Annotated in this window: 22 protein-coding genes and 1 riboswitch; of the genes, 10 read left to right on the top strand and 12 right to left on the bottom strand. The window is 33.5% G+C overall.

Going from position 1 to position 20,649, the window contains the following annotated elements; genetic code table 11:
- Positions 1–121 precede the first annotated feature (121 nt).
- Positions 122–1,033, top strand: coding sequence for a prenyltransferase (locus tag FD18_RS00485; protein ID WP_057718030.1), 912 nt, complete (start codon positions 122–124; stop codon positions 1,031–1,033).
- 92 nt (positions 1,034–1,125) lie between these two features.
- Here FD18_RS00485 and FD18_RS00490 read toward each other — a convergent pair whose 3' ends face one another.
- Positions 1,126–1,500 (bottom strand): YjdF family protein, encoded by a 375-nt coding sequence (locus tag FD18_RS00490; RefSeq protein WP_057718031.1) that lies wholly within the window; start codon positions 1,498–1,500, stop codon positions 1,126–1,128.
- Positions 1,501–1,709: 209 nt separating this feature from the next.
- On the opposite strand from FD18_RS00490, the gene FD18_RS00495 reads away from it, so the two are divergent.
- The gene (locus tag FD18_RS00495; protein WP_057718032.1) at positions 1,710–2,243 is read left to right on the top strand and encodes a TetR/AcrR family transcriptional regulator; all 534 of its coding nucleotides are present in this window, start codon (positions 1,710–1,712) and stop codon (positions 2,241–2,243) included.
- A 1-nt stretch (position 2,244) separates the two neighbouring features.
- Entirely contained in the window at positions 2,245–2,829 is a 585-nt protein-coding gene (locus FD18_RS00500) for an NAD(P)H-dependent oxidoreductase (protein WP_057718033.1), read from the top strand.
- A 58-nt stretch (positions 2,830–2,887) separates the two neighbouring features.
- On the opposite strand, the gene FD18_RS00505 is transcribed toward FD18_RS00500, so the two are convergent.
- Positions 2,888–4,171: a Fic family protein gene (locus FD18_RS00505; protein ID WP_057718034.1), complete on the bottom strand. Its 1,284-nt coding sequence runs from the start codon at positions 4,169–4,171 to the stop codon at positions 2,888–2,890.
- 375 nt (positions 4,172–4,546) lie between these two features.
- On the opposite strand from FD18_RS00505, the gene FD18_RS00510 reads away from it, so the two are divergent.
- Together FD18_RS00510 and FD18_RS09225 are read left to right on the top strand one after the other, a co-directional pair.
- Complete coding sequence (locus tag FD18_RS00510; protein ID WP_057718035.1) at positions 4,547–5,524, top strand: helix-turn-helix domain-containing protein; 978 nt, start codon at positions 4,547–4,549, stop codon at positions 5,522–5,524.
- A 200-nt stretch (positions 5,525–5,724) separates the two neighbouring features.
- A complete protein-coding gene (locus FD18_RS09225; RefSeq protein WP_228764854.1) occupies positions 5,725–5,790 on the top strand; it encodes a putative holin-like toxin in 66 nt (21 codons plus the stop codon).
- A 159-nt stretch (positions 5,791–5,949) separates the two neighbouring features.
- On the opposite strand, the gene FD18_RS00520 is transcribed toward FD18_RS09225, so the two are convergent.
- Both FD18_RS00520 and FD18_RS00525 read right to left on the bottom strand, forming a co-directional pair.
- Positions 5,950–6,459, bottom strand: a complete 510-nt coding sequence (locus FD18_RS00520) for a YbhB/YbcL family Raf kinase inhibitor-like protein (RefSeq protein WP_057718037.1) — start codon at positions 6,457–6,459, stop codon at positions 5,950–5,952.
- A 160-nt stretch (positions 6,460–6,619) separates the two neighbouring features.
- The gene (locus tag FD18_RS00525; RefSeq protein ID WP_057718038.1) at positions 6,620–7,252 is read right to left on the bottom strand and encodes a TetR/AcrR family transcriptional regulator; all 633 of its coding nucleotides are present in this window, start codon (positions 7,250–7,252) and stop codon (positions 6,620–6,622) included.
- Between the two features lie 206 nt (positions 7,253–7,458).
- Between FD18_RS00525 and FD18_RS00530 the strand changes: the two genes are divergently transcribed.
- A complete protein-coding gene (locus FD18_RS00530; RefSeq protein ID WP_057718039.1) occupies positions 7,459–7,851 on the top strand; it encodes a hypothetical protein in 393 nt (130 codons plus the stop codon).
- 471 nt (positions 7,852–8,322) lie between these two features.
- Here FD18_RS00530 and FD18_RS00535 read toward each other — a convergent pair whose 3' ends face one another.
- Entirely contained in the window at positions 8,323–9,348 is a 1,026-nt protein-coding gene (locus tag FD18_RS00535; RefSeq protein WP_057718040.1) for a zinc-binding alcohol dehydrogenase family protein, read from the bottom strand.
- 147 nt (positions 9,349–9,495) lie between these two features.
- On the opposite strand from FD18_RS00535, the gene FD18_RS00540 reads away from it, so the two are divergent.
- Positions 9,496–9,831 (top strand): winged helix-turn-helix transcriptional regulator, encoded by a 336-nt coding sequence (locus FD18_RS00540; RefSeq protein ID WP_023599169.1) that lies wholly within the window; start codon positions 9,496–9,498, stop codon positions 9,829–9,831.
- Positions 9,832–10,075: 244 nt separating this feature from the next.
- Here FD18_RS00540 and guaA read toward each other — a convergent pair whose 3' ends face one another.
- Positions 10,076–11,629 carry a glutamine-hydrolyzing GMP synthase gene (gene guaA / locus FD18_RS00545; protein ID WP_057718041.1) on the bottom strand — a complete coding sequence of 518 codons (1,554 nt, stop codon included), beginning with the start codon at positions 11,627–11,629 and terminating at the stop codon, positions 10,076–10,078.
- Positions 11,630–11,816: 187 nt separating this feature from the next.
- On the opposite strand from guaA, the gene FD18_RS00550 reads away from it, so the two are divergent.
- The 3 genes from FD18_RS00550 (at position 11,817) to FD18_RS00560 (ending at position 14,715) form a co-directional block, all read left to right on the top strand.
- Positions 11,817–12,593 (top strand): hypothetical protein, encoded by a 777-nt coding sequence (locus FD18_RS00550; RefSeq protein ID WP_057718042.1) that lies wholly within the window; start codon positions 11,817–11,819, stop codon positions 12,591–12,593.
- Between the two features lie 43 nt (positions 12,594–12,636).
- A riboswitch (purine riboswitch) is annotated at positions 12,637–12,735 on the top strand.
- A 72-nt stretch (positions 12,736–12,807) separates the two neighbouring features.
- A complete protein-coding gene (locus FD18_RS00555) occupies positions 12,808–13,383 on the top strand; it encodes a xanthine phosphoribosyltransferase (protein ID WP_057718043.1) in 576 nt (191 codons plus the stop codon).
- Between the two features lie 3 nt (positions 13,384–13,386).
- Positions 13,387–14,715 carry a nucleobase:cation symporter-2 family protein gene (locus FD18_RS00560; RefSeq protein ID WP_057718044.1) on the top strand — a complete coding sequence of 443 codons (1,329 nt, stop codon included), beginning with the start codon at positions 13,387–13,389 and terminating at the stop codon, positions 14,713–14,715.
- A gap of 93 nt (positions 14,716–14,808) precedes the next feature.
- Here the strand turns inward: FD18_RS00560 and FD18_RS00565 are convergent, their stop codons facing one another.
- The 6 genes from FD18_RS00565 to dapD are packed head-to-tail and all read right to left on the bottom strand — an operon-like array spanning position 14,809 to position 20,634.
- On the bottom strand, positions 14,809–15,867 hold the full coding sequence (locus FD18_RS00565) for an aspartate-semialdehyde dehydrogenase (protein ID WP_057718045.1): 1,059 nt from the start codon (positions 15,865–15,867) through the stop codon (positions 14,809–14,811).
- Positions 15,860–17,044 carry an aminotransferase class I/II-fold pyridoxal phosphate-dependent enzyme gene (locus FD18_RS00570; RefSeq protein WP_057718046.1) on the bottom strand — a complete coding sequence of 395 codons (1,185 nt, stop codon included), beginning with the start codon at positions 17,042–17,044 and terminating at the stop codon, positions 15,860–15,862. Before FD18_RS00570 ends, FD18_RS00565 begins: the two co-directional genes overlap by 8 nt.
- A gap of 15 nt (positions 17,045–17,059) precedes the next feature.
- Complete coding sequence (dapB, locus tag FD18_RS00575) at positions 17,060–17,839, bottom strand: 4-hydroxy-tetrahydrodipicolinate reductase (RefSeq protein ID WP_057718047.1); 780 nt, start codon at positions 17,837–17,839, stop codon at positions 17,060–17,062.
- The gene (gene dapA, locus FD18_RS00580) at positions 17,832–18,770 is read right to left on the bottom strand and encodes a 4-hydroxy-tetrahydrodipicolinate synthase (protein WP_057718048.1); all 939 of its coding nucleotides are present in this window, start codon (positions 18,768–18,770) and stop codon (positions 17,832–17,834) included. Before dapA ends, dapB begins: the two co-directional genes overlap by 8 nt.
- A 2-nt stretch (positions 18,771–18,772) precedes the next feature.
- Positions 18,773–19,921 (bottom strand): N-acetyldiaminopimelate deacetylase, encoded by a 1,149-nt coding sequence (locus FD18_RS00585; protein WP_057718049.1) that lies wholly within the window; start codon positions 19,919–19,921, stop codon positions 18,773–18,775.
- Between the two features lie 2 nt (positions 19,922–19,923).
- Complete coding sequence (dapD, locus tag FD18_RS00590) at positions 19,924–20,634, bottom strand: 2,3,4,5-tetrahydropyridine-2,6-dicarboxylate N-acetyltransferase (RefSeq protein ID WP_057718050.1); 711 nt, start codon at positions 20,632–20,634, stop codon at positions 19,924–19,926.
- Between the last annotated feature and the right edge of the window lie 15 nt (positions 20,635–20,649).

Raw genomic sequence — 20,649 nt, forward strand, 5'->3', positions numbered from 1 at the left:
CGCTATCCAAACTTTAGATTATCTTTCTGGTAGGTTCCCTTCATAATAATGTAAAGTATTTTTTCAACTAAGCAAAATTTATATTATAATTTTAAGTAATCACTATTTAAGGTAATTACTTATGAAAAAATATTCTATAATTCAAAAATTTAACGCACTTGTTCAAATACAAACAATTATCATTTCAGCCTTACCATATATTATCGGCTCATTAATGGCTAGTTATTATTATCATCATTTTAATTTAGTCTATTGGCTTTGGCTTTTTATAGCCGTAATTTCTTTTCATTTAGCCGTTAATGGTCATAATCAATATACTGATTATCTTCGCTATAAGAAAAATCACGTTACCAGTTACAATAACATTTTAGAAAAATTCGACATTTCTCGAAAATGGGCTAGAAATGTAATTATCTTATTAATTCTTGTTTCTGCCACTATTGGTATCATACTAAGCTTTAAAGTTGGCTGGATAATTCTTTTAATTGGTTTCTTCAGCTACTTAATTGGTTATTGTTACTCAGGCGCCCCTTATCCTATTTTAAAAACTCCCTTCGGCGAACCAGCTTCTGGGATTACAATGGGTTATAACATCACTCTTTTGGGGCTCTATATCAACATTTACAATATTCATCCCTTTGATGATTTTTTCTGGGCTAAGGCAATAATTGTTGCCTTCCCTGCGATATTTGTAATTGCTAATGTAATGCTAGCCAATAATATTTGTGACATGGAAGAAGATGTTAAAATTGGTCGTAAAACTCTTCCATATTACATTGGTCATAAGAATGCTTTGATTGTTTTATGCACATATTACGTTTTAGCATATCTCTTTTTAGTTTTAAGTATTGTCTTGCACTATCTCCCTACTCTTGCTTTATGCAGTTTACTTACCATTCCATTAGTTTATCATTCAACTAGAACCTTCGTTACGGATCCTCATAAAGAAACTACGTTTAAAGGAATTTTAATGAATGTTTTGTTAGTACTAGTCAGTGAAATCATCTTCTCGCTTATAGGATTAATATGGTAATAATTAATCTAAGCATAGTAAAAAGCTCGCAATTAATTGCGAGCTTTTGTTTATTAATGACCTCGATGTTTTTTTCGACGTTTAATTTGTTTTTATAAAAAGCTCTCTTTTTGCATTTCACGTTTTTTATCTTTATTCATCTTTTTTCTAGTTATTTTCGATTTCTCAAATTGCTTTTTTAAAGCTTGTTGAGCTTTAGTGCCAATTCCACGTTCCCGAACTTCTTTATGCGCTAATCTTTGAGCTCTTTTCGGGTTAATATGATGCATTACTTCCTTATCTCGAGTTGATTTGCTAAATTGTAAGTCAGAATAATGCTCATTCACCAAGTTAATTATTTTTGGCATCGTTGGCAATGAAGTTCCCATATTAACTTGAGCTACTTTATACTGAGTACCATCGAATTGTTCAAAAATCGCTTTATAGAATGGTTCATCAAAAATAATAGTTAATACACCTTTAATCATTATGTCCCCTCCTAAAAATAAGAGGAAAGAGGGACATCCTAGGAGGGAAGGTTACTGATATGAATAAATCATACATTCGGACTACCAACCGAATTGTGTTTTTACTTTCCTTAGCGTGTATTATAACAAATTATTTATCTTTTGTTATCATGATAACAGTGTTATCATAGACCTAAAAAGATAACTCTGTTATCAAGAAAGAAGATAAAATGACAACCGAAGAAAAAATTATAAATCAAACCATTCATCTAATCGACACTAATGGGTATCAAAACTTAAGTTTACGCAAACTTACAAAGGAACTGGGACTTACAACAGGTGCTTTTTATAGACATTTCAAAGACAAAAATGAACTATTTCAAAAAGCAGTAATCCAATTATCTAAACGATTTATTGAGCAGATCCCATTAAATGAAGATTATTCATCTAAGCAACAGTTACTCATTATTGCTAAAGATATTTGTCAGTCTATAACTATGCATCCCAACCAAATGGACTTCTTATTCTACCAATTGTCAGCACTAGATTTATATTCAAATGCTAATCAATATCCCTTTTTGCAGAAAGTAAAAGTTTTAATTACTAATCTTAATTCATCAACTACTCTTTCTGATCAAGATTTATTTATTCAAATCTGGTCCTTTATTCAAGGATATGCATTACTAATTAAAAATAAAATTACTCGCTATGACGCACAATTAGTGAAATACACTTTAGATCAACTTTTGAAAGGAAAAGATTAAAATGGACTTCTTAATCATCTATTGTCATCCTTATGAAAAAAGTTTTAACCATGCAATTTTAGAATCAGTAAAATCAAATTTAGCACATAAGCATAAAAGCTTTAAAGTAATTGACTTGTATCAAGAACAATTTAATCCTATTTATGACAAAGAAGAATTACGTTTATTTCATACTGGTAAAACTCATGATCTTCTAGTAACAAAATATTTAGATTACTTAAGAGAAGCTTCCGCAATAATTTTTATTACTCCACTTTGGTGGAATAGTGTCCCAGCAATGCTTAAAGGTTTCATTGATAAAGTGATGAAAGAAGGAAAAGGATTATCTCATACTGTAAGCAAAACTGGTATTCATGGCGAATTAACCAACATTAAACATACTTATGTCCTTACTACTTCAACTTCACCAACATTTTATGTAAAACTCTTTTTGGGAAATGGTATTAAACGAATTTTTGTTAATAAAACTCTAAAGCAATTAGGGATGCAAGATCGACATTGGATTCATTTTGGTGGCGTTACAAATTCTACACAACACCAGAGAATAGCTTACTTAACTAAGATTAATCACTATAATTTTTTATAAGAATTCTTAATTAAAGCCTTAGTCACTATGACTAAGACTAAAATGTACTCAATGTCATTTATATACTTAATTCATGCTGTTTAGGTTTAGAACAAATTTTATTAATCCAATTCATTTGTTCTAGCTGACTAATCGCAGACTTAGTTCGCCTAATGGAAATTCCACTCTCTTTAGAATTTAATTGAATGATATCTCTATCTCTAATTCCTAATTCTTTATTTCCAGCAAAAAGTTTAGATTCGGCTAAATAAAAAAGCACAGAGTAAATTGCTTTTTTATCATAATCATCAGTAAGCGATGCTACTCTTTTCTTAATATTATCTACAATTTGTACTAATTTTTCCTTATCATCACTTAAAGTTGACACTATTTCTTCTTGTTGTGCAACCAATAATTTCAACATCGCAACAATAAAAAACGTTAACTCTGCATAATTTTCTGCTTGATCAGCTTCTTTAAATATTCTGTAATATGTCTGAACACGCGAGTGAATAGCAGTAGCTACAGAAAAACCAGTAAAATGATCATACTTATGCGAAATGTACGTCGACAATAAATATCTTCCCATTCTTCCATTACCATCTAAGAAAGGATGCGTATTTTCAAAAAAGAAATGAGTAATCACGCTCTTATAAATTGGCGGTAAATCATCATTGTTCATAAATTCTATTAAACTAGTCAAAGATTCGTTTATGGCTTCTTCTGTCTGCGGAGGAACATGCACCGTATGAAGAGCATCCCCTATCCTTAGTTGTTCTCCCTCTGGCAATTTATCCCTAAACAGTTTTCCGTTAGGCAATTTGTTTTCTTCAATCTCTCCTTCTAATAGAGTGTCGTAAATATTTCGAAAGTCCTTAAGATTTTCAATTTTAATTAAATGCTCACTCTGAGTTTCTTGATACATTTTGATAGTTGACTGGAGTCGCTTATGGGAGGGACTTTTTCTATCTCTTTCATTATCACGAATAATTGTACTAATTTCTCCTCGATCAGTTTCTACTCCCTCTATTTTATTAGTATAGGTAATTTCAGAAACTAACAATGAATTTAAAAATTGTTGTTTGGCAATTCCAGGTAATTTTTTAGCAAGTTCTTTAATTTGATTGGAATTTTCTCTTAAATTATTTTCCAACTTAATAATTTCTGGTAAATAAACAAAAAATAATGGGTATTTATCAGTTTGGTTTTCTCTCTTATCGGTTAAGAGTGGATATAAATTTGTTTTAATTGTACTAAATCCATTCAAGCGTGATTGATAAATTTGGTCTATTTCTTCCTGACTTACCATTTGTGGCTTATGAAGATATTTTTCCTTAGATAATGAATGATATCCTTTCACCATCTTTATACTCACTTTCTTTGTTTATCTTTAACAAAAAGATCTTTTGTTACTTATCTTATTAAATACTGTAATTAATTATTAACAAAATGCCGGTTTTGTCAATAATCATTTTTATAATTTCGTTTAATTATTAACGAAGGTGGGATTTTGTTAATAAGATTCTAAAACAATTAGAGATATAAATCACTATTGGATTCATTTTGGTGGTGTCACAAATTCTACACAACACCAGAGAATAGCTTGCTTAACTAAGATTAATCACTATAATTTTTCCTTTCGCAACCATTAGTTGCCTACAATGCAATCAAAAAGTGGTTGTCTGCAACCGCGATTTTTAATAAATTGAAATCAATCAACAAGGAAAGGACAATCCATATGAGATTAGGTCAAAAAATCACGGAATTACGAAAAAAGAATAATCTTTCTCAAGAAGCCTTAGCTGAAAAAATGAATGTTAGTCGCCAAGCCGTTTCAAAATGGGAAAGCGATCAATCAATTCCCGATATCGAAAAAATCGTTAACTTGTCAGAATTATTTGGCGTCACCACAGATTATTTACTAAAAAGTGGTGCTCCATCTTTTGAAATTAAAACAGTAGACATTCCCGCAGAAGATAAATTACCTATTTTACCTGATGAATTAGTTCAAAAATATTTGTCTACTGCCAAAAAGAGTTCACAATTACGTGCTTTGGCAATAGCTCTTGCTATCTTCAGTCCAGCATGTATTAGTTTTTGCAGTGCTCTTTCAGGGCTCCTAATAGGTGCCAGTGATAAAATGCAATTAATCATTTCACTTATAGGATTTGCTGCAACCATTGTAATTCTTGCAATTGCATGTGGTCTTCTAGTTTATAGTTTTCTTATTATGCGTGAATTTAAGCAGTTAAATAAACAAAATTTTGACATTATAAAAGAGAAAGAGAGATTAAAGTCTACTATTCAATCATTTCACCATACTAATGATAAATATTTTGTTTTATCCTGCATCCTAGCAGTCTTAGGTATTATTGGCCCAGTAATGAGTGGTCTCAGCAACTCTAATGGGACAGTATCTCTTATTGCCTGGGGAATAACTTTCTCAATTTTCAGTGGCACCACATATTTCTTTATATCTTATATAGCGCAACTTCGGTATCTTTCTCTTTTAGTTAAATACAGAAAGCATCTGCCGTCTAACTTACACAAATTATTTGTTTACGGAAGCTGGATCTATATTCTTTGTATTTTAGGTATAGATTACATTGTTAGTAGATTTATTGAACCTAATTTTAGCGCTACGGGGGTTTTTTATTTAGGCATTGTCATCTATTGTCTATTTACATATTTTTTCATTAAGGAAAAAGCTAAATAAGTTTAATAGTAAAAGCCCGCGAAATTAATCGCGAGCTTTTTGACTAATCCATATTCTGTTGCAAACAAATTTTCGTTATAATTATATCCGCAGAAAGTTTTATGAGCGGTGGCTGCTTTTCCTCCTGGAGGTGAGTCCTATGGACCGACATCAATCAGAAAGGGTTCAGCCACATGAGCGTGTACGAGGCTATCTCGTTAATGCTGTTGTTTGGTACTTTTGTGTTAGCTTTGCTAACATATATCGACAACCACAACAAAAAATAAAAAACGCCGCTCAATTCATAACTTTGGCAGGTTTATTGAGTAGGCGCATGTCAACTTTATAACTTTAGCCGCCGCTCTTAAAGCGGGCTGCATGGGAGATCTTCGGATCTCCCTTTTTCTTTATCTAAATTATAGCATATTTATTAGTAACTTTGACTTTTACTTTGCTCTACTTGGAACTGAAATAGTCGCACTATCAATTATATGACCTTCCATTTTATGCAAAAAGTCGTTTAACCAATAGCCTTTTTTTAGATCAAGTTTTGTATCTAATGCATACACGGTTAAAGTGTAATAGTGCGTTTTATCAGGAGGCATCGGACCTGTATAGCCTTCAACTGGGCCAAAATTTTCACCTAAAAACCTGCTAATATTGCTATTATTTCCTTGGACGAAATCAAGGCTGGTATTCTTAGAATGACTAATATTAGCTGGAACATCTTGAACCGGAAGATTGGCAGCTAACCAGTGAATCCAAGTAAATCCACAGACTGGAACTGAATCAAAATCTCTAAAATATACGGCTAAAGTTTTTGCATTATCAGGTGCATCAGTAATGAAAATTGGGAAAGATCTACTAGGCTTTCCTTCAATCTTTTGATCAGCATTGGCAAATTTACTGTAGCAATCTGGAATAAATCCATTCATAGTTGGAATTTCTATTTTCATTGACGTATCCCCTAAAACTATCTTTTTAATTATTAGTCTTCTCATGCTACTTCCTATTTAAGTACAATTATTTCTCAATTGCCAACAAAACTACTTAATTCAATGCTTTAGGCAGCTATCGTGGAGTTCAGCCTAATATACTGTAAATTATTTATACTATCTATTTTTTATTTATATTCATAGAAGCTACTGGTGACTCACGTAAAAATGTAAGTATACTCTGACGAACGTCATATGGAGCTAATCTATCACTGTATTCAAGCAAAACTCTTACCATGCCAATGATACTATGTACAAATACCTGCACACTAATCATCATTCTCATTTGCTCTTTTTCGTCCATTTTTAACTCATCAATATTTTTCATCTGGCTCATACGCTTCATAATTTCCTCACAACCAGTCTGGAAAATCATATTATAAAAACGCGTATCTCCATTATCCGATAACAAGACTTGTATTTCTTTTTTATGTGCATAACAAAACTCAATGGTATTTTTTGTTGCATTTAAAATAGTTTCTAACTGATCTTCAAAAGGTGTATCTAAATCAAGCTCTCCTAGTGAATCACGATCTTTTTCAACATTTTTTAGATACTCTGCAACAAAGCTATCTTCTGTATCTCTTAGTAGATCATTGACATCTGAATAATATTGATAAAACGTTCTAGTACTTACGCCAGCTTTATCAATAATATCTTTTACTTTTAGCTCATGCACACTCTTATTTTCCAAGCAGCCTAAAAGAGCAGCAATTAAATTATTCTTTGTATTCTGTACTCTAATATCACTCAAACTTGTTCCTCACTTCTCTTTCCTAGATATTTACCATCTGTAGCTTTCTTTTACTTAATTATTAAAAATATTATATCAAAAGTAAAATAACTTTTTACTTTTGATATAAAAAGTTTTTCTTTTTCAACTTAGTTAATATTCATTGTTTTTACTTTTTTCAATTTATATACTTTAGGTGCTACAGTTAGAACAGGAATTGATATACGATGATTAATTTAAGCAACAATGATTATCAAATTAACAAAAAAGATCAAAAATTACTTAGACAATTTGAAAAACAAGTATTAAATTCTCAAATTTTATATCCTTTTCATCCGATTAGACATATCAATTGCGAATTTTTTCACTTTATTAAAAGTTCCGGAAAAGATCTATTAATTGATTTCGTTATGCAGCCACAAAAACGTAATTTGATTTTTTCAGAGCTACTATTTATTAGCTACAAATACTTAACTAAAGTTAGATACGGCATTGACGACTATTTCCTTAGAAAAAATTGGGTTAATCTGATTAATGTTTCATATACCAACGACATTATTACTAATGTCTCATCTTTCCTAACTAAGATCGATGAAGCAAATAAGCTTGAGTTTAATTAAATATTATAAAAAGCCTATTAAATCTGAAGTGCCATAGAAAAGTTAGCAGAACACAGAGTTAGGGAAGGAAACCGTCTTCTTCAAAGATTCAATCAACACAGTGAATGATATTCTGATAACCAAAGAATCAATACTTTTATATCAATACTAACTAAACTAATCGACTCTCTTTCATAAAAAGTCTAATATGAGTCATGAGGAAATAACGGTTAGACCGTTAGCTAATTAAGACATTAGTTAAGATTGGTTATAGAAAAAAAGCTCCACCAAAAGTTGGGGCTTTTTTCTTGGTGTATTTTACGCTAGGTTTGCAAACATATAGTGATTAACACAACTAAAAATAATTAAAATGCTATTTACTGTTTTTATTAATTTCTACCAGTCTAGCATTAGTGTTAAAAAAGCAAAAAAAGGCCCCTAGCTTGTAAACTAAGGGTCACTGGCAAACAATTAATGCTTGTAAGAACTATCTTAATTATTCTCCCAGTCAGAAACCACAACTTTTCCAGTCATGTGACCACTTTCCACTAATTTATGAGCCTTGCGTAAATTTGTTGCATTCAAAGGTGTTAATGACTTAGTCATAGTGCATCTAAGTTTACCACTATCTAACATTTGCGCGATTTTGTCTAAAATATCATGCTGAGTAATCATATCATCTGTTTGATAATAGGATTTTGTATACATCCATTCCCATGAAAAGTGTGCTTTCTTTTTAGTTAACAATCTCAAATTAATTGGACGATGGTTTTCAGTAATTGAAACAATGTGTCCTTCAGGCTTAATTAATTCACACATTTCTTTCCAGTGACCATCTAAATCTTTTAATTCCAAAATATAATCAACATACTTGAAACCTAATTTTCTCACTTGTTTTACCAAATCTTCACGGTGATTTACTACATAATCAGCACCATGATCTTGTGTCCATTTGATACTGTCTGGGCGAGATGCAGTAGCAATAACTGTTAGCCCTGCTAAATGTGCTAGTTGAGTTGCAACGGACCCTACTCCTCCAGCACCATTAATAATTAAAATTGTTTTATGTTGATTATTCTCTTGATTCCAGGTTAAATCCATTTGTTCAAATAAGGCTTCGTACGCGGTAAGAGAGGTTAAAGGCATTGCGGCTGCTTCATTATCTTTTAAAGTTTCTGGAGCATGACCAACTATTCTTTCATCAACCAGTTGATACTCACTATCACTACCTGAGCGAATAAATGAACCTGCATAAAATACACGATCACTAGGTTTAAAAAGGCTAACCTTAGATCCTACTTCTTCAACTACACCACATGCATCCCAGCCAATTACTTTTGGAGTCTTTAAAACTGAATGTCCTCCTTTTCTTACTCCAATATCTACTGGATTGACTGATACTGCATTTACTTTTACCAGCAAATCATGTCCCTTAGCAGTAGGCTTTTTCATTTCAAAGTCAATCAGGCTTTCAGGATCATCAATTTTCAAATGTTTTTTAAATCCAATTGCTTTCATTTTTATCTCCTTTTCTATTTACTAATTAATTGTAAGTGTAATATAAATAAAAACAAGAAGTGAATTTTTTCTTACTAAGTAACAAATTCTTCCCTAGCTCGATCCAATATAAAGATTTAAAATGAATTATTATATCGAGGTGAGAGAATGCCACATCATATTTATAATTGTGCCGAAGGTTGTCCTGTTGAAAGCACACTTCAAATTATCTCAGGCAAATGGAAAAGCGTAATTATCTATCATTTAATCAAAGAAAAGAACTGTCGCTTCAATGAATTGCAGAAGTTGATGCCTAATTGTTCAAGACGAATGTTATCACTGCAATTAAAAGAATTAGAAAACGATCAAATTATTGCTAAAACGATCTTTCCAACCGTGCCGCCTAAAACCAGTTATCAATTAACATCATTAGGTAAAACTCTTACTCCATTAATTCTAGAAATGGAAAAATGGGGAAATAAGTATAATCAATTACATGAATAAAAGCCCTTAGTTTTTATACTAAAGGCTTCTTATTTTGGCATACTTTGGCAAACATGATACTTCTTCGAATCAAATATCATCTTCTCCAATTACTGCTATTACAAAGGTTTTACCATGCATCCCTATTTATATTTTTGGCATACATTTTGACATACAACCTTATCTTTTTTTATTATTTTTGAGCTGGTTTCATTCCTTTAAATGCTTTTAAATCAAGGTTTACCATTCAAATTACATTGTCTACTTATTCCCATTCAATAGTGGAAGGTGGCTTACTGGTAATATCGTAGACTACGCGGTTGATGTGGTCACATTCATCTACGATTCTAGTAGAAATCTTGCTTAATACCTCCCATGGTAATTTAGCAAAATCAGCAGTCATTCCATCAATTGAAGTTACGGCACGAATACCAATCGTGTAGTCATAAGTACGGCCATCCCCCATAACACCAACTGAACGAATACCTGGAAGAACAGTGAAATATTGCCAAACATCTTCTTGAAGTCCTGCTTTTTTAATTTCATCACGTAAAATTGCATCACTTTCGCGCACAATCTTAAGCTTATCCTCAGTAACTTCGCCAAGAACGCGAATTCCAAGACCTGGTCCTGGGAATGGTTGACGCCATACTAAATCATGCGGAATGCCTAATTTTTCGCCAAGAACGCGAACTTCATCCTTGAAAAGCTTACGAAGTGGCTCAATCAATTCAAAATGCATGTCTTTAGGAAGTCCACCAACATTGTGGTGAGATTTGATTGTTTGTGCAGTATTAGTACCTGACTCAATGACATCCGTATATAAAGTACCTTGAGCTAAGAAATCAACATCCTTTAACTTCTTAGCTTCTTCATTGAAGACCTCAATAAATTCCTTACCAATGATCTTACGCTTTTGTTCAGGATCAGTTACTCCCTTGAGTTCGTTCAAGAAACGTTCTTGTGCGTTAACGCGAATAATGTTAACTCCAAGATCCTTATTCAAAGCTTTCATTACTTGATCGCCTTCATCTTTACGAAGCATCCCGTGATCAACAAAGATTGCAGTTAACTGATCCCCAATTGCTTTATGGAGTAGAGTTGCCGTAACACTTGAATCTACCCCACCAGAAAGTCCCAAGATAACTTTCTTATCGCCAACTTTTTGACGAATTTCGTCAACTTGCATATCAATAAAGTCATCCATAGTCCAGTTAGCTTTCGCACCACAAACTTTAAAAGCGAAGTTCTTTAAAATATCTAAACCATATTCTGAATTACGAACTTCAGCATGAAATTGAATACCATAGAATTTCTTTTCATCATTGGCTATTGCAGAAATTGGACAATTCTTACTCTTTGCAGTAACCGTAAAACCTTCTGGAGCCTTAGTTACTAAATCTCCATGACTCATCCAAACGTATTGTTCTTTAGGCAAACCTTCAAATAACACTGCATCGGAATCCGTTACTTCAATATCAGCACGACCATATTCTGAATTATCAGCTTTTTCAACGTTGCCACCTAGGTCATAACTCATTAATTGCATCCCGTAACAAATACCCAAAATTGGAATGCCAAGCTTAAAAATTTCAGGATCAACTTTTAATGCACCATCATCATAAACACTGTTTGGTCCACCAGAAAAAATGATTCCCTTTGGATTCATTTTCTTGATCTTATCAATGCTTAAATCATGTGGTAAAAGTTCTGAATAAATACCAAAGTCACGGATTCGACGAGTAATCAATTGGTTATATTGACTACCAAAATCAAGAACAATAATCTTGTCAAAATCGTTTAGATTAGTCTTAGACACAATTTTCTCCTTCTAAAAAATAATTCATCCTTATTTACTAGAAACTTTACTAAGAAAAATTCAATTGGTCAATCATTAATTTATAATTTAATTTCACAAGCATTAAAATATCGTTCTCATAGTCTGTTATATAAAATTAAAGTAAAACTATATTACTTCAGCTTTATATACAAAAGAGGTGACTTTTATGTCTGAAAGAGATTATCTATCTCAGTCTTCTGTTCAAGAATTCTTAACTGCAAGAAAACGTAGCTCAACTTTTATTGCTACTGGAGTGATGCTTTGTATTTTTTCACCGATCACTTTATTGCTTTTAATCAGTCTAACCAAATTAGGTACTCTAACTTCATCCATCAACTTTGCAACCGGAATTGGAGTAATTGCTATACTAGTTCTCGTTGCCATCGCTACTGCCTGCTTTATTGCCGGTAATTACTGGCTAAAAGTAAACGAAAATTATGAATATGAAGATTGTAATCTTTCCGAGGAATTGCATAAAAAAATTCTCAAGGAAAGTAGAGATTACGAAAACAAACACTGCATCTTTAAAATTATTGGTATCGCTTTTTGTATTCTGTCTGCTATTCCTCTTATGAGTGGTGCTTTATTCACTGATGCTCTCTCCAATAGTCGATTAGATGATTTTATGACTGGCCTTTCTTCAATTACAATTTTTCTTGTTGGTATTGGTGTCTTTTTCTTGGTTAAAACTAATATTGTTCACGATAGTTTTAATATTATTTTGCAAATAGATGATTATACTACAGAGAAAAAAGCTGGCAAAAAAATCATTGAAAAATATGCAAGCATTTATTGGATGATAATTGCTTTTATCTACCTAGCCTACAGCTTTTTGAGCAATAACTGGCAACAAAGCTGGGTTATTTGGCCACTCGCAGGCGTGGCATATGGAATTTTCGAAGCAATTTTATCTTTAAAAAAGAAAAAGGCAATTTCAGAGTAGCAGCTTCTAAAAAGCTACTTGTGTTCGGAAAATGATTCTGCTACACTCTAAATATCAAAATATCTATATATCGTCGTAATAAGGTCGACAGTTTCTACCCGGAACCAATTAATTCTGGACTATAGGTAATCGATGTCATAAGTAGCAGTACAAAGGACTTCTTTTACCCTAATTCACGGGTAGAAGGGGTCTTTTTTTATGCAGGAGGAATAAATTGAAATTACTTGAGGAACGGATTCGCAAAGATGGAGAGGTATTGTATGAAAGCGTTTTAAAAATTAACTCTTTTCTTAATCATCAAGTCGATCCAGAACTTATGATGCAAGTAGGCAAAGAATTTAAGCGTTTATTTGAAAATGAAAAGATCACTAAAGTTCTTACTTGCGAAGCTTCAGGAATTGCACCTGGTATCATGGCAGCTTATCAATTGGGTGTTCCAATGGTTTTTGCAAGAAAGAAAAAGCCATCTACTCTCAACGATGCTGTTTATTGGGCAGACGTATTTTCTTATACCAAAAAAGTTAATAACAAAATTTGTGTTGAAAAGAAATTTTTAAGTAGTGATGACCATTTATTAATTATTGACGATTTCTTAGCACATGGTGAAGCTGTTAAGGGAATGCTTAATATTGCCAAACAAGCAGATGCATCTGTAACAGGTGTCGGCGTAGTGGTAGCTAAAGAGTTCCAAGGTGGTAGTGACTGGGTTAAAGAACATGGTTATCGTCTTGAAGCCTTAGCTAGAATTGCCACCTTTGAGAATAATCAAGTGCATTTTGTAGGAGAATAATAAATGAAGCATATGCAAGTTAACCACAAAAAAGCAGCTCTATTAGGTTTGCAGCACTTATTAGCAATGTACTCAGGAGCGATTGCAGTTCCTCTTTTAATTGGGACAGCTTTAAAATTCAACTCCACACAAATGACTTATCTAGTTTCAATTGATATTTTCATGTGTGGTTTAGCCACTGCGCTACAGCTCTTCCGTAACCGTTATTTTGGAATTGGCTTGCCAGTTGTCTTAGGATGTGCAATTCAAGCAGTTGCTCCTCTTCAAATGATTGGTAAAAAATTTACTATCGGCACAATGTACGGTGCTATTACTGTAGCCGGTATTTTCGTATTTTTAGTTGCTGGTTATTTTTCAAAAATAAAGAAACTCTTTCCGCCCGTTGTAACAGGAAGTTTAATCACAGTTATCGGGCTTTCCTTAATTCCAGTTTCTATTCAAAATCTTGGTGGCGGTAATTCTGCAGCTAAAAATTTCGGTGATCCTAAAAATCTTTTAACTGGCTTTATAACTGTAGCAATTATTCTTGCCCTTCAAGTTTGGGGAAAAGGATTTATCAAATCCATCGCTGTTTTAGTGGGGTTAATTGTAGGAACCCTAATTGCCAGCACTCTTGGTATGGTTTCACTTACTCCAGTTGCTCAAGCTTCTTGGTTCCACTTACCTCAACCTTTTTACTTTGGAATGCCACAGTTCGAGTGGTCATCTAGTTTAACAATGATCATTATTGCTCTCGTTTCAATGGTTGAATCTACTGGAGTATTCTTTGCTATTGGTGATTTACTCCACAAAGATATCACAAGCGATGACCTCAAAAAAGGTTATCGTGCTGAAGGGCTCGCACAGATCCTTGGTGGAATCTTTAACACATTCCCCTACACTACTTTTTCACAAAATGTTGGTTTACTTGAATTATCAGGTATCACTACTAAAAGACCTATTTACTGGGCATCAGGCTTTTTAATGTTAATGGGATTATTGCCAAAATTTGGTGCCTTAGTAACTATTATTCCAAACTCTGTTTTGGGCGGAGCAATGTTAGTAATGTTTACTATGATTGCCGTTCAAGGGATGCGGATGCTTAAACGCGTTGATTTTGAGGATACTCGCAATATTTTAATCGTTGCTATTTCAATTGGCCTCGGCTTAGGCGTTACTGTTTATCCACACGTTTTCCAAGCTTTACCTGAAACTGTTCAGTTACTCCTTGGAAATGGTATTGTTGTAGCTAGTTTAAGTGCTACTATCCTCAACCTATTATTTAAAGGAAAATCCGGTTTAGAAGAACAACATATCCCTGCTGCACCAGAAAAGATTGAAATACAACATTAATTAACAAAGTCTTAACATCCCCTCTAGGATGTATATCTATAAATAAAAAGATTCGAGAAAATATCCTCGAATCTTTTTTATTGCTATTTTAGTTTATACTAAGTTCATTTTTACCAAATATTCTGCATTTTCAACAGTATTCCATGCAGCGCCTTTCAACAAGTTGTCCGCAACTACCCACATATTAAAAGCACCCTTATTTTCATAGTCAGGTCTTATCCGGCCAACAAATGTATCACGTGACCCTTCCGCAGTAATCGGCTGTGGATATATTTGATTCTTAATATCATCTTGCAAAACAACCCCTGGAAAATCTGCAATTGCATTCATAATATCTTGCGCAGTAGCAGCTTCATCTTCCACTGTAAAGTAAACACTTTCTCCATGTGCAATCGGTACTGGAACACGAACACAAGTAGCAGTCACCTTAATATCTTGCGAATTTATGTCATTAAGCATAATCTTCTTAGTTTCATGAATCATTTTCCATTCTTCATGAGAATAACCATTATCTTCTAAAACATCAATTTGTGGTAACAAGTTAAATGCTAAAGGATAATGTTTTTTATCACCTTTAGTTGGTAAAATTTTTGCACCGTTTTGCATATCTTTACCATCCAAATAGTCCTGAGTTTCCCTTTTTAATTCTTCAATTGCAGCTTGTCCAGCACCAGAAGCTGCTTGATAAGTAGAAACAATGATTTGTTTCAAGCCAAACTTTCTACGTACTGGTTCAAGTGCCATTACCATTTGAATAGTTGAACAGTTAGGATTAGCAATAATGCCATGGTGATTTTTTAAGGCTTCTGGATTAACTTCTGGTACTACTAATGGTACATCTTCATCCATTCTAAAAGCACTAGTATTATCAACACAAACCGCTCCACGTTTAACTGCTTCTGGCAGGAACTTTTTAGAAACTCCACCACCAGCTGATGATAAAACTAAGTCTATTCCATCAAAAGATTCTGGAGTAGTTTCTTCAACAGTTAATTCTTGATCTCTAAATTTAAGTACTGTTCCAGCTGATCTAGATGAAGCAAGCAATTTAACGCTTTTAACTGGAATCGTTGACTGAGCTAATTGTTCAATCATTCTTCTACCAACAGCACCCGTAGCACCTAAAATCGCAACATTATATTCTTTAGTCATCTTCATTATCCTCTTTCAAAAATTCGCTAATCCTTTTCATAGCAATACGTAAGCTATCATCTGACGAAGCATATGATAAACGTACATATCCTTCGCCACCTGGTCCAAAAGCACTACCAGGAGTAACTCCAACTTTTTTCTTAAAAGCTAAATCAAGTGCAAATTGCATATCATCTTTACCATATTTTGCCGGAATTTTAGCAAAAATATAAAACGCTCCCTGTGGATTAACAACATCAAAACCGAGATTGGTTAGTTCATTAAATACAAATTTACGTCTTTTTTCATAAATTTTTCGATATTTTTCAACGTCTTCGTATCCATTATTTAATGCTTCAATAGCGGCAGCTTGAGAAGAATCAGTTGTTGTAGTTACCATCAATCCATGAACTTTACTTACTTGTTCCATTACCTTTTTAGGGCCAGCAATATAACCTAAACGATAACCAGTCATTGCATGAGATTTTGATAAACCTGAAATATATAAAGCACGCTCAGGAATTTCAGTAGCAATTGAATAATGATCAACGCCGTAGGTTAAAGAACTATAGATTTCATCGGTAATTACATAGAGATGATATTTTCTAATAATCTGAGCTAGCTGTTTAATTTCTTCCTTTGTATATTCAACTCCAGTGGGGTTAGTAGGATAATTCAAGATAATCGCTTTTATATTAGGCTCTGTTTTAAGGGTCGTTTCTAATTTTTCAGCCGTCAATTTAAAATTATCGACAGCAGTATTTACAAGTGAATATTGCACGCCTGCCAAGTTGGCAACAGGCCAATATAAAGAAAAGACTGGTGTTGGTACTAAAATTTTATCTTCGGGATTAAGCAGAGTAAAAATAGCTGCATTAATTGCTTCAGTAGCTCCAACTGTTGCTACAATCTCACTTTCGGGATCATATTTAACTTGAATTTTTTGCGCTAAAAAATTACTGATAGCTTCCAAAAGCTCCCTTTTTCCTTTTTGAGGAGCATAATGTGAATCATTATTTTTAATACTTTCAATTGCGGCTTGTTTCACGTGTTCTGGCGTATTTAAATCTGGCTCACCCAAAGTTAACTTAATAATACCTGGGATTTTTGAAACTTTATTATCAAAAATTCTAATTCCTGATGGCTTTAAATTCTGAACTTTTTCACTAAAATGAAGATCATTAGCTAATTCTGGCATTTTAGTCCTCACAATCTATAAAATATTCTCTAACCCAATTACCAGTTCATTCAAAGCTGATACCTTTTCAAGAGCAACTTTTACCCCACTCATAAATGATTCACGGTCGAAAGAATCTTGTCTGATCGTTAAAGCTTCACCATTTCCTCCAAACAATACTTGTTCATGAGCAATATATCCTGGTAAGCGCACTGAATGAATCTTAATTCCTTGATAATCACCACCGCGAACATTTTTTAAACTTTCAACTTCATCAGGAGCTGTTTCATGTTCAGGACGATTTTCTGCAATTAACTTTGCGGTACTTAAGGCAGTACCGGACGGAGCATCTTTTTTATCTGCATGATGCATTTCAATAATTTCCACATCTGGAAAGTATTTTGCTGCTTCTTTAGCAAATTTCATCAATAAAACTGCTGACATTCCAAAGTTAGGCGCAATTAACCCGCCTACTTGCTCTTTTCTAGATAAAGCAAGTAATTCTGTTTCTTGATCATCACTTAACCCGGTAGTACCAACAACCGGCGAAATATGATGGTTTAGCGCAAATTTAACATTTTCATATACTGCAGTCGGTGTTGTAAAATCAATCCAAATATCAGCTATGTCTTCTGGAATTTCACTTATCTGTTTAAAAATTTGAGCAGCTTTTGGTAGAGAATATTTTTCTGGATCATTTTTTGCTATCGGACTAAGACCTGCTACGATTTCAAAATCATCCATTTTATTTACCAAATTAACGGCTTTTTGTCCCATTGCGCCGGTAAAACCTGCAATTAATACTTTTTTAGTCATCTTTTTCAACTTCTTTTCCTAAATCCAGTGCTAATTTATTCATCAATGCATCATCACTTAACCCTAATTTTTGAGCAAGGATAACTTTTTCTTCATTATTTAAACTAACTAATGGTAAACGGCAATCTCCAGTATTAAATCCTTGCGCATTTAATACTGCTTTAACTGGCGACGGTGATGGATACATAAAAAGAGCTGCCATTTTTGGTGTAAGCCAGCGTTGTAATCGAGCAGCTTCAGGGTAATTACCTGCATATAGATTATCGTACATTTTTCTCATTTGTTTTGAATAAATATGAGAAGCAACTGAAACAACCCCATTAGCCCCAAGCAATCGAGCAGTTAAAGCTTGACTATCTTCACCAGTAAAGACTTGGAAGTCACTATCTTTGTGGTCAATAATATATTCCAATTCTTCTAAACTTGCACATTGCTTAATTCCCTTAATATTTTCTACATGAGAAAGTTGTACAATCGTTTCTTGATTCATCTTTACACCAGTCCGACCAGGGATATTGTAAATTAAAATTGGTAGATTTACATTTTCCGCTACTGCCGTAAAGTGAGCTACCATACTACGTTGATTAGGTTTGTTATATGGCGGTACCACGATCAAGGCATAGTCTATTCCCTTAATTTTAGCCACTTCATTGGTAAAAGCAACTGTTTCAGCTGTATTATTACTTCCAGTCCCAGCAATCACTGGTACTCGTCCATTAACAATTTCACCAAACTTTGTGTAAAGTTCAATTTTTTCGTCATGAGACAATTCAGGTGTTTCACCTGTCGTACCACCAATGACAAAACCATTAGTACCTTGATTAATTAAATAATTGGTTAACTTTTTCAAGCTATCAAAATTAATTTTTTTATTTTCACCAAATGGTGTCACAATAGCCGTTAACAAATCAGCATCCCTTAATCCTATCATTTTTAATTCTCCATTCTATCAATCAAAAATCTCTTAACTGCGTCAACTCCGCGCATAATGCTCTTTTCATTAGGTGTTAAAGTAGCTGAATGAAGTTCTGAATCATCTTCTACTCCCAGCCAAAACATTACGCCTGGAAACTTAGCCAATAAAAAGCCAAAATCTTCTCCTGTCATTGCTGGTGGAGTCTCAATGTATTTAACTTCAGGATTATTTTTCATATATGAAATAAACTTTTTAGTTAATTCAGGATCGTTCTCAACTGGCCAATAACCGCCTTGATTTAATTCCAACTTTACTTCCATATTGTAGCTGCGAGCAATTCCCTGACATACATCTCTTAAACGATCATCAATTTCTAGAATCATTTTTTGAGTTAGACCCCGAATAGTGCCCTCAATACGTGTATGACCTGCAATTACATTTCGAATCGTTCCTGCTTCAACCTTACCCAAAGTGATAACACCACTTTGAATAGGATCAATACTACGCGAAATAATTGTCTGGATTTGCATAATTAAACTAGCACTTGCTACTACGGTATCATTAGCATTTTGTGGAAAAGCAGCATGTCCACTTTTACCATTTACATCAATATTAACTTCTGTTGTTCCAGCAAATAAAGTTCCTAGCCGACAGCCAATTGCGCCCGCTGGTAAATTAGGATTATCATGCAAGCCATAGAATTCATCAGGTTTAAATTGATCATGAAAGATTCCTAGTTCATAAGCCTTTTTACCGCCACTCTCACTTTCTTCAGCTGGCTGAAAAAAGAACAATAAATTATCTTTAGGCTGATTTTCACTAAAATAACTCAAAAGTCCTAAGGCAACTGTCATATGAATATCATGTCCACAAGCATGCATTATATTTGAATGTTTTGAGGAATACGATAGGCCTGTTTTTTCAGTTACTGGTAAAGCATCAATATCTGTACGATAACCAATTGTTCGCTTAGGATTACTTCCTTTAACCAAGACTAATATTGCCGTTGGTAATTTTTGGGGAATCTCTATTTCTAAATAGTCTTGTTTTAATTGATCAATAATACTTAAAAGATAATCATGAGTTTGAAATTCTTTTAGCGCAAGTTCAGGAATTTGATGTAAATGCCGTCTAATTTCAATTAATTCTGCTTCACTTAAAATCATCTTTATATCTTTCTTAAATTATCTTCAAGGCCCGTTTTACTTTTAGTCTTTTCGTCAATATTTTTAATAAACTTAGCAGGCACTCCGGCCACCATTGTATGAGGAGCAACATCATGCGTTACAATTGCACCAGCTGCAATTACTGAACCTTCACCCACATGAACGCCTTCAATTACAACAGCGTTTGCGCCAATTAAAACATTATCGTCAATTCTGACTGGTTGAGCTGAAGCTGGTTCAATTACACCCGCAAGCACGGCATTTGCACCTATATGACAGTGCTTACCAACAATTGCACGTCCGCCTAAAACAGCACCCATATCAATCATTGAGTTATCACCAATTTCAGCACCAATATTGATAATGGCACCCATCATAATGACTGCATTTGCACCAATTTCAACTTGATCACGAATAATTGCTCCTGGTTCAATGCGAGCATTAAACTTTTTCAAATCAAGCAAGGGAACAGCGGAATTTCTAGCATCATTTTCAATCACATAGTCGACTATTTTATCTTTATTATTATCTAAGACTGTCTTAACCATTTTCCAGTCTCCAAAAATCACACCACTATGATCTTCAACAAATGTTTGAATATCTTCAGGAAATTTAATTTCACTTAATTGTCCTTTAAGATATACCTTAACAGGGGTCTTTTTAGGGGCATTGCCGATGTAGTTGATAATACTTTGTGCATCTAATTTTGTCATATTAATCTCTTTTCT

The organism is Lactobacillus taiwanensis DSM 21401, assembly GCF_001436695.1.
Taxonomy (GTDB): Bacteria; Bacillota; Bacilli; order Lactobacillales; family Lactobacillaceae; genus Lactobacillus; species Lactobacillus taiwanensis.

What these genes read in the sequence shown, in the direction of transcription:
- FD18_RS00485 (WP_057718030.1), top strand. Translation starts at nt 122, where the DNA reads ATGAAAAAATATTCTATAATTCAAAAATTTAACGCACTTGTTCAAATA.
- FD18_RS00490 (WP_057718031.1), bottom strand. Translation starts at nt 1,500, where the DNA reads ATGATTAAAGGTGTATTAACTATTATTTTTGATGAACCATTCTATAAA.
- FD18_RS00495 (WP_057718032.1), top strand. Translation starts at nt 1,710, where the DNA reads ATGACAACCGAAGAAAAAATTATAAATCAAACCATTCATCTAATCGAC.
- FD18_RS00500 (WP_057718033.1), top strand. Translation starts at nt 2,245, where the DNA reads ATGGACTTCTTAATCATCTATTGTCATCCTTATGAAAAAAGTTTTAAC.
- FD18_RS00505 (WP_057718034.1), bottom strand. Translation starts at nt 4,171, where the DNA reads ATGGTGAAAGGATATCATTCATTATCTAAGGAAAAATATCTTCATAAG.
- FD18_RS00510 (WP_057718035.1), top strand. Translation starts at nt 4,547, where the DNA reads ATGAGATTAGGTCAAAAAATCACGGAATTACGAAAAAAGAATAATCTT.
- FD18_RS00520 (WP_057718037.1), bottom strand. Translation starts at nt 6,459, where the DNA reads ATGAAAATAGAAATTCCAACTATGAATGGATTTATTCCAGATTGCTAC.
- FD18_RS00530 (WP_057718039.1), top strand. Translation starts at nt 7,459, where the DNA reads ATGATTAATTTAAGCAACAATGATTATCAAATTAACAAAAAAGATCAA.
- FD18_RS00535 (WP_057718040.1), bottom strand. Translation starts at nt 9,348, where the DNA reads ATGAAAGCAATTGGATTTAAAAAACATTTGAAAATTGATGATCCTGAA.
- FD18_RS00540 (WP_023599169.1), top strand. Translation starts at nt 9,496, where the DNA reads ATGCCACATCATATTTATAATTGTGCCGAAGGTTGTCCTGTTGAAAGC.
- FD18_RS00550 (WP_057718042.1), top strand. Translation starts at nt 11,817, where the DNA reads ATGTCTGAAAGAGATTATCTATCTCAGTCTTCTGTTCAAGAATTCTTA.
- FD18_RS00560 (WP_057718044.1), top strand. Translation starts at nt 13,387, where the DNA reads ATGAAGCATATGCAAGTTAACCACAAAAAAGCAGCTCTATTAGGTTTG.
- FD18_RS00565 (WP_057718045.1), bottom strand. Translation starts at nt 15,867, where the DNA reads ATGACTAAAGAATATAATGTTGCGATTTTAGGTGCTACGGGTGCTGTT.
- FD18_RS00570 (WP_057718046.1), bottom strand. Translation starts at nt 17,044, where the DNA reads ATGCCAGAATTAGCTAATGATCTTCATTTTAGTGAAAAAGTTCAGAAT.
- dapB (WP_057718047.1), bottom strand. Translation starts at nt 17,839, where the DNA reads ATGACTAAAAAAGTATTAATTGCAGGTTTTACCGGCGCAATGGGACAA.
- dapA (WP_057718048.1), bottom strand. Translation starts at nt 18,770, where the DNA reads ATGATAGGATTAAGGGATGCTGATTTGTTAACGGCTATTGTGACACCA.
- FD18_RS00585 (WP_057718049.1), bottom strand. Translation starts at nt 19,921, where the DNA reads ATGATTTTAAGTGAAGCAGAATTAATTGAAATTAGACGGCATTTACAT.
- dapD (WP_057718050.1), bottom strand. Translation starts at nt 20,634, where the DNA reads ATGACAAAATTAGATGCACAAAGTATTATCAACTACATCGGCAATGCC.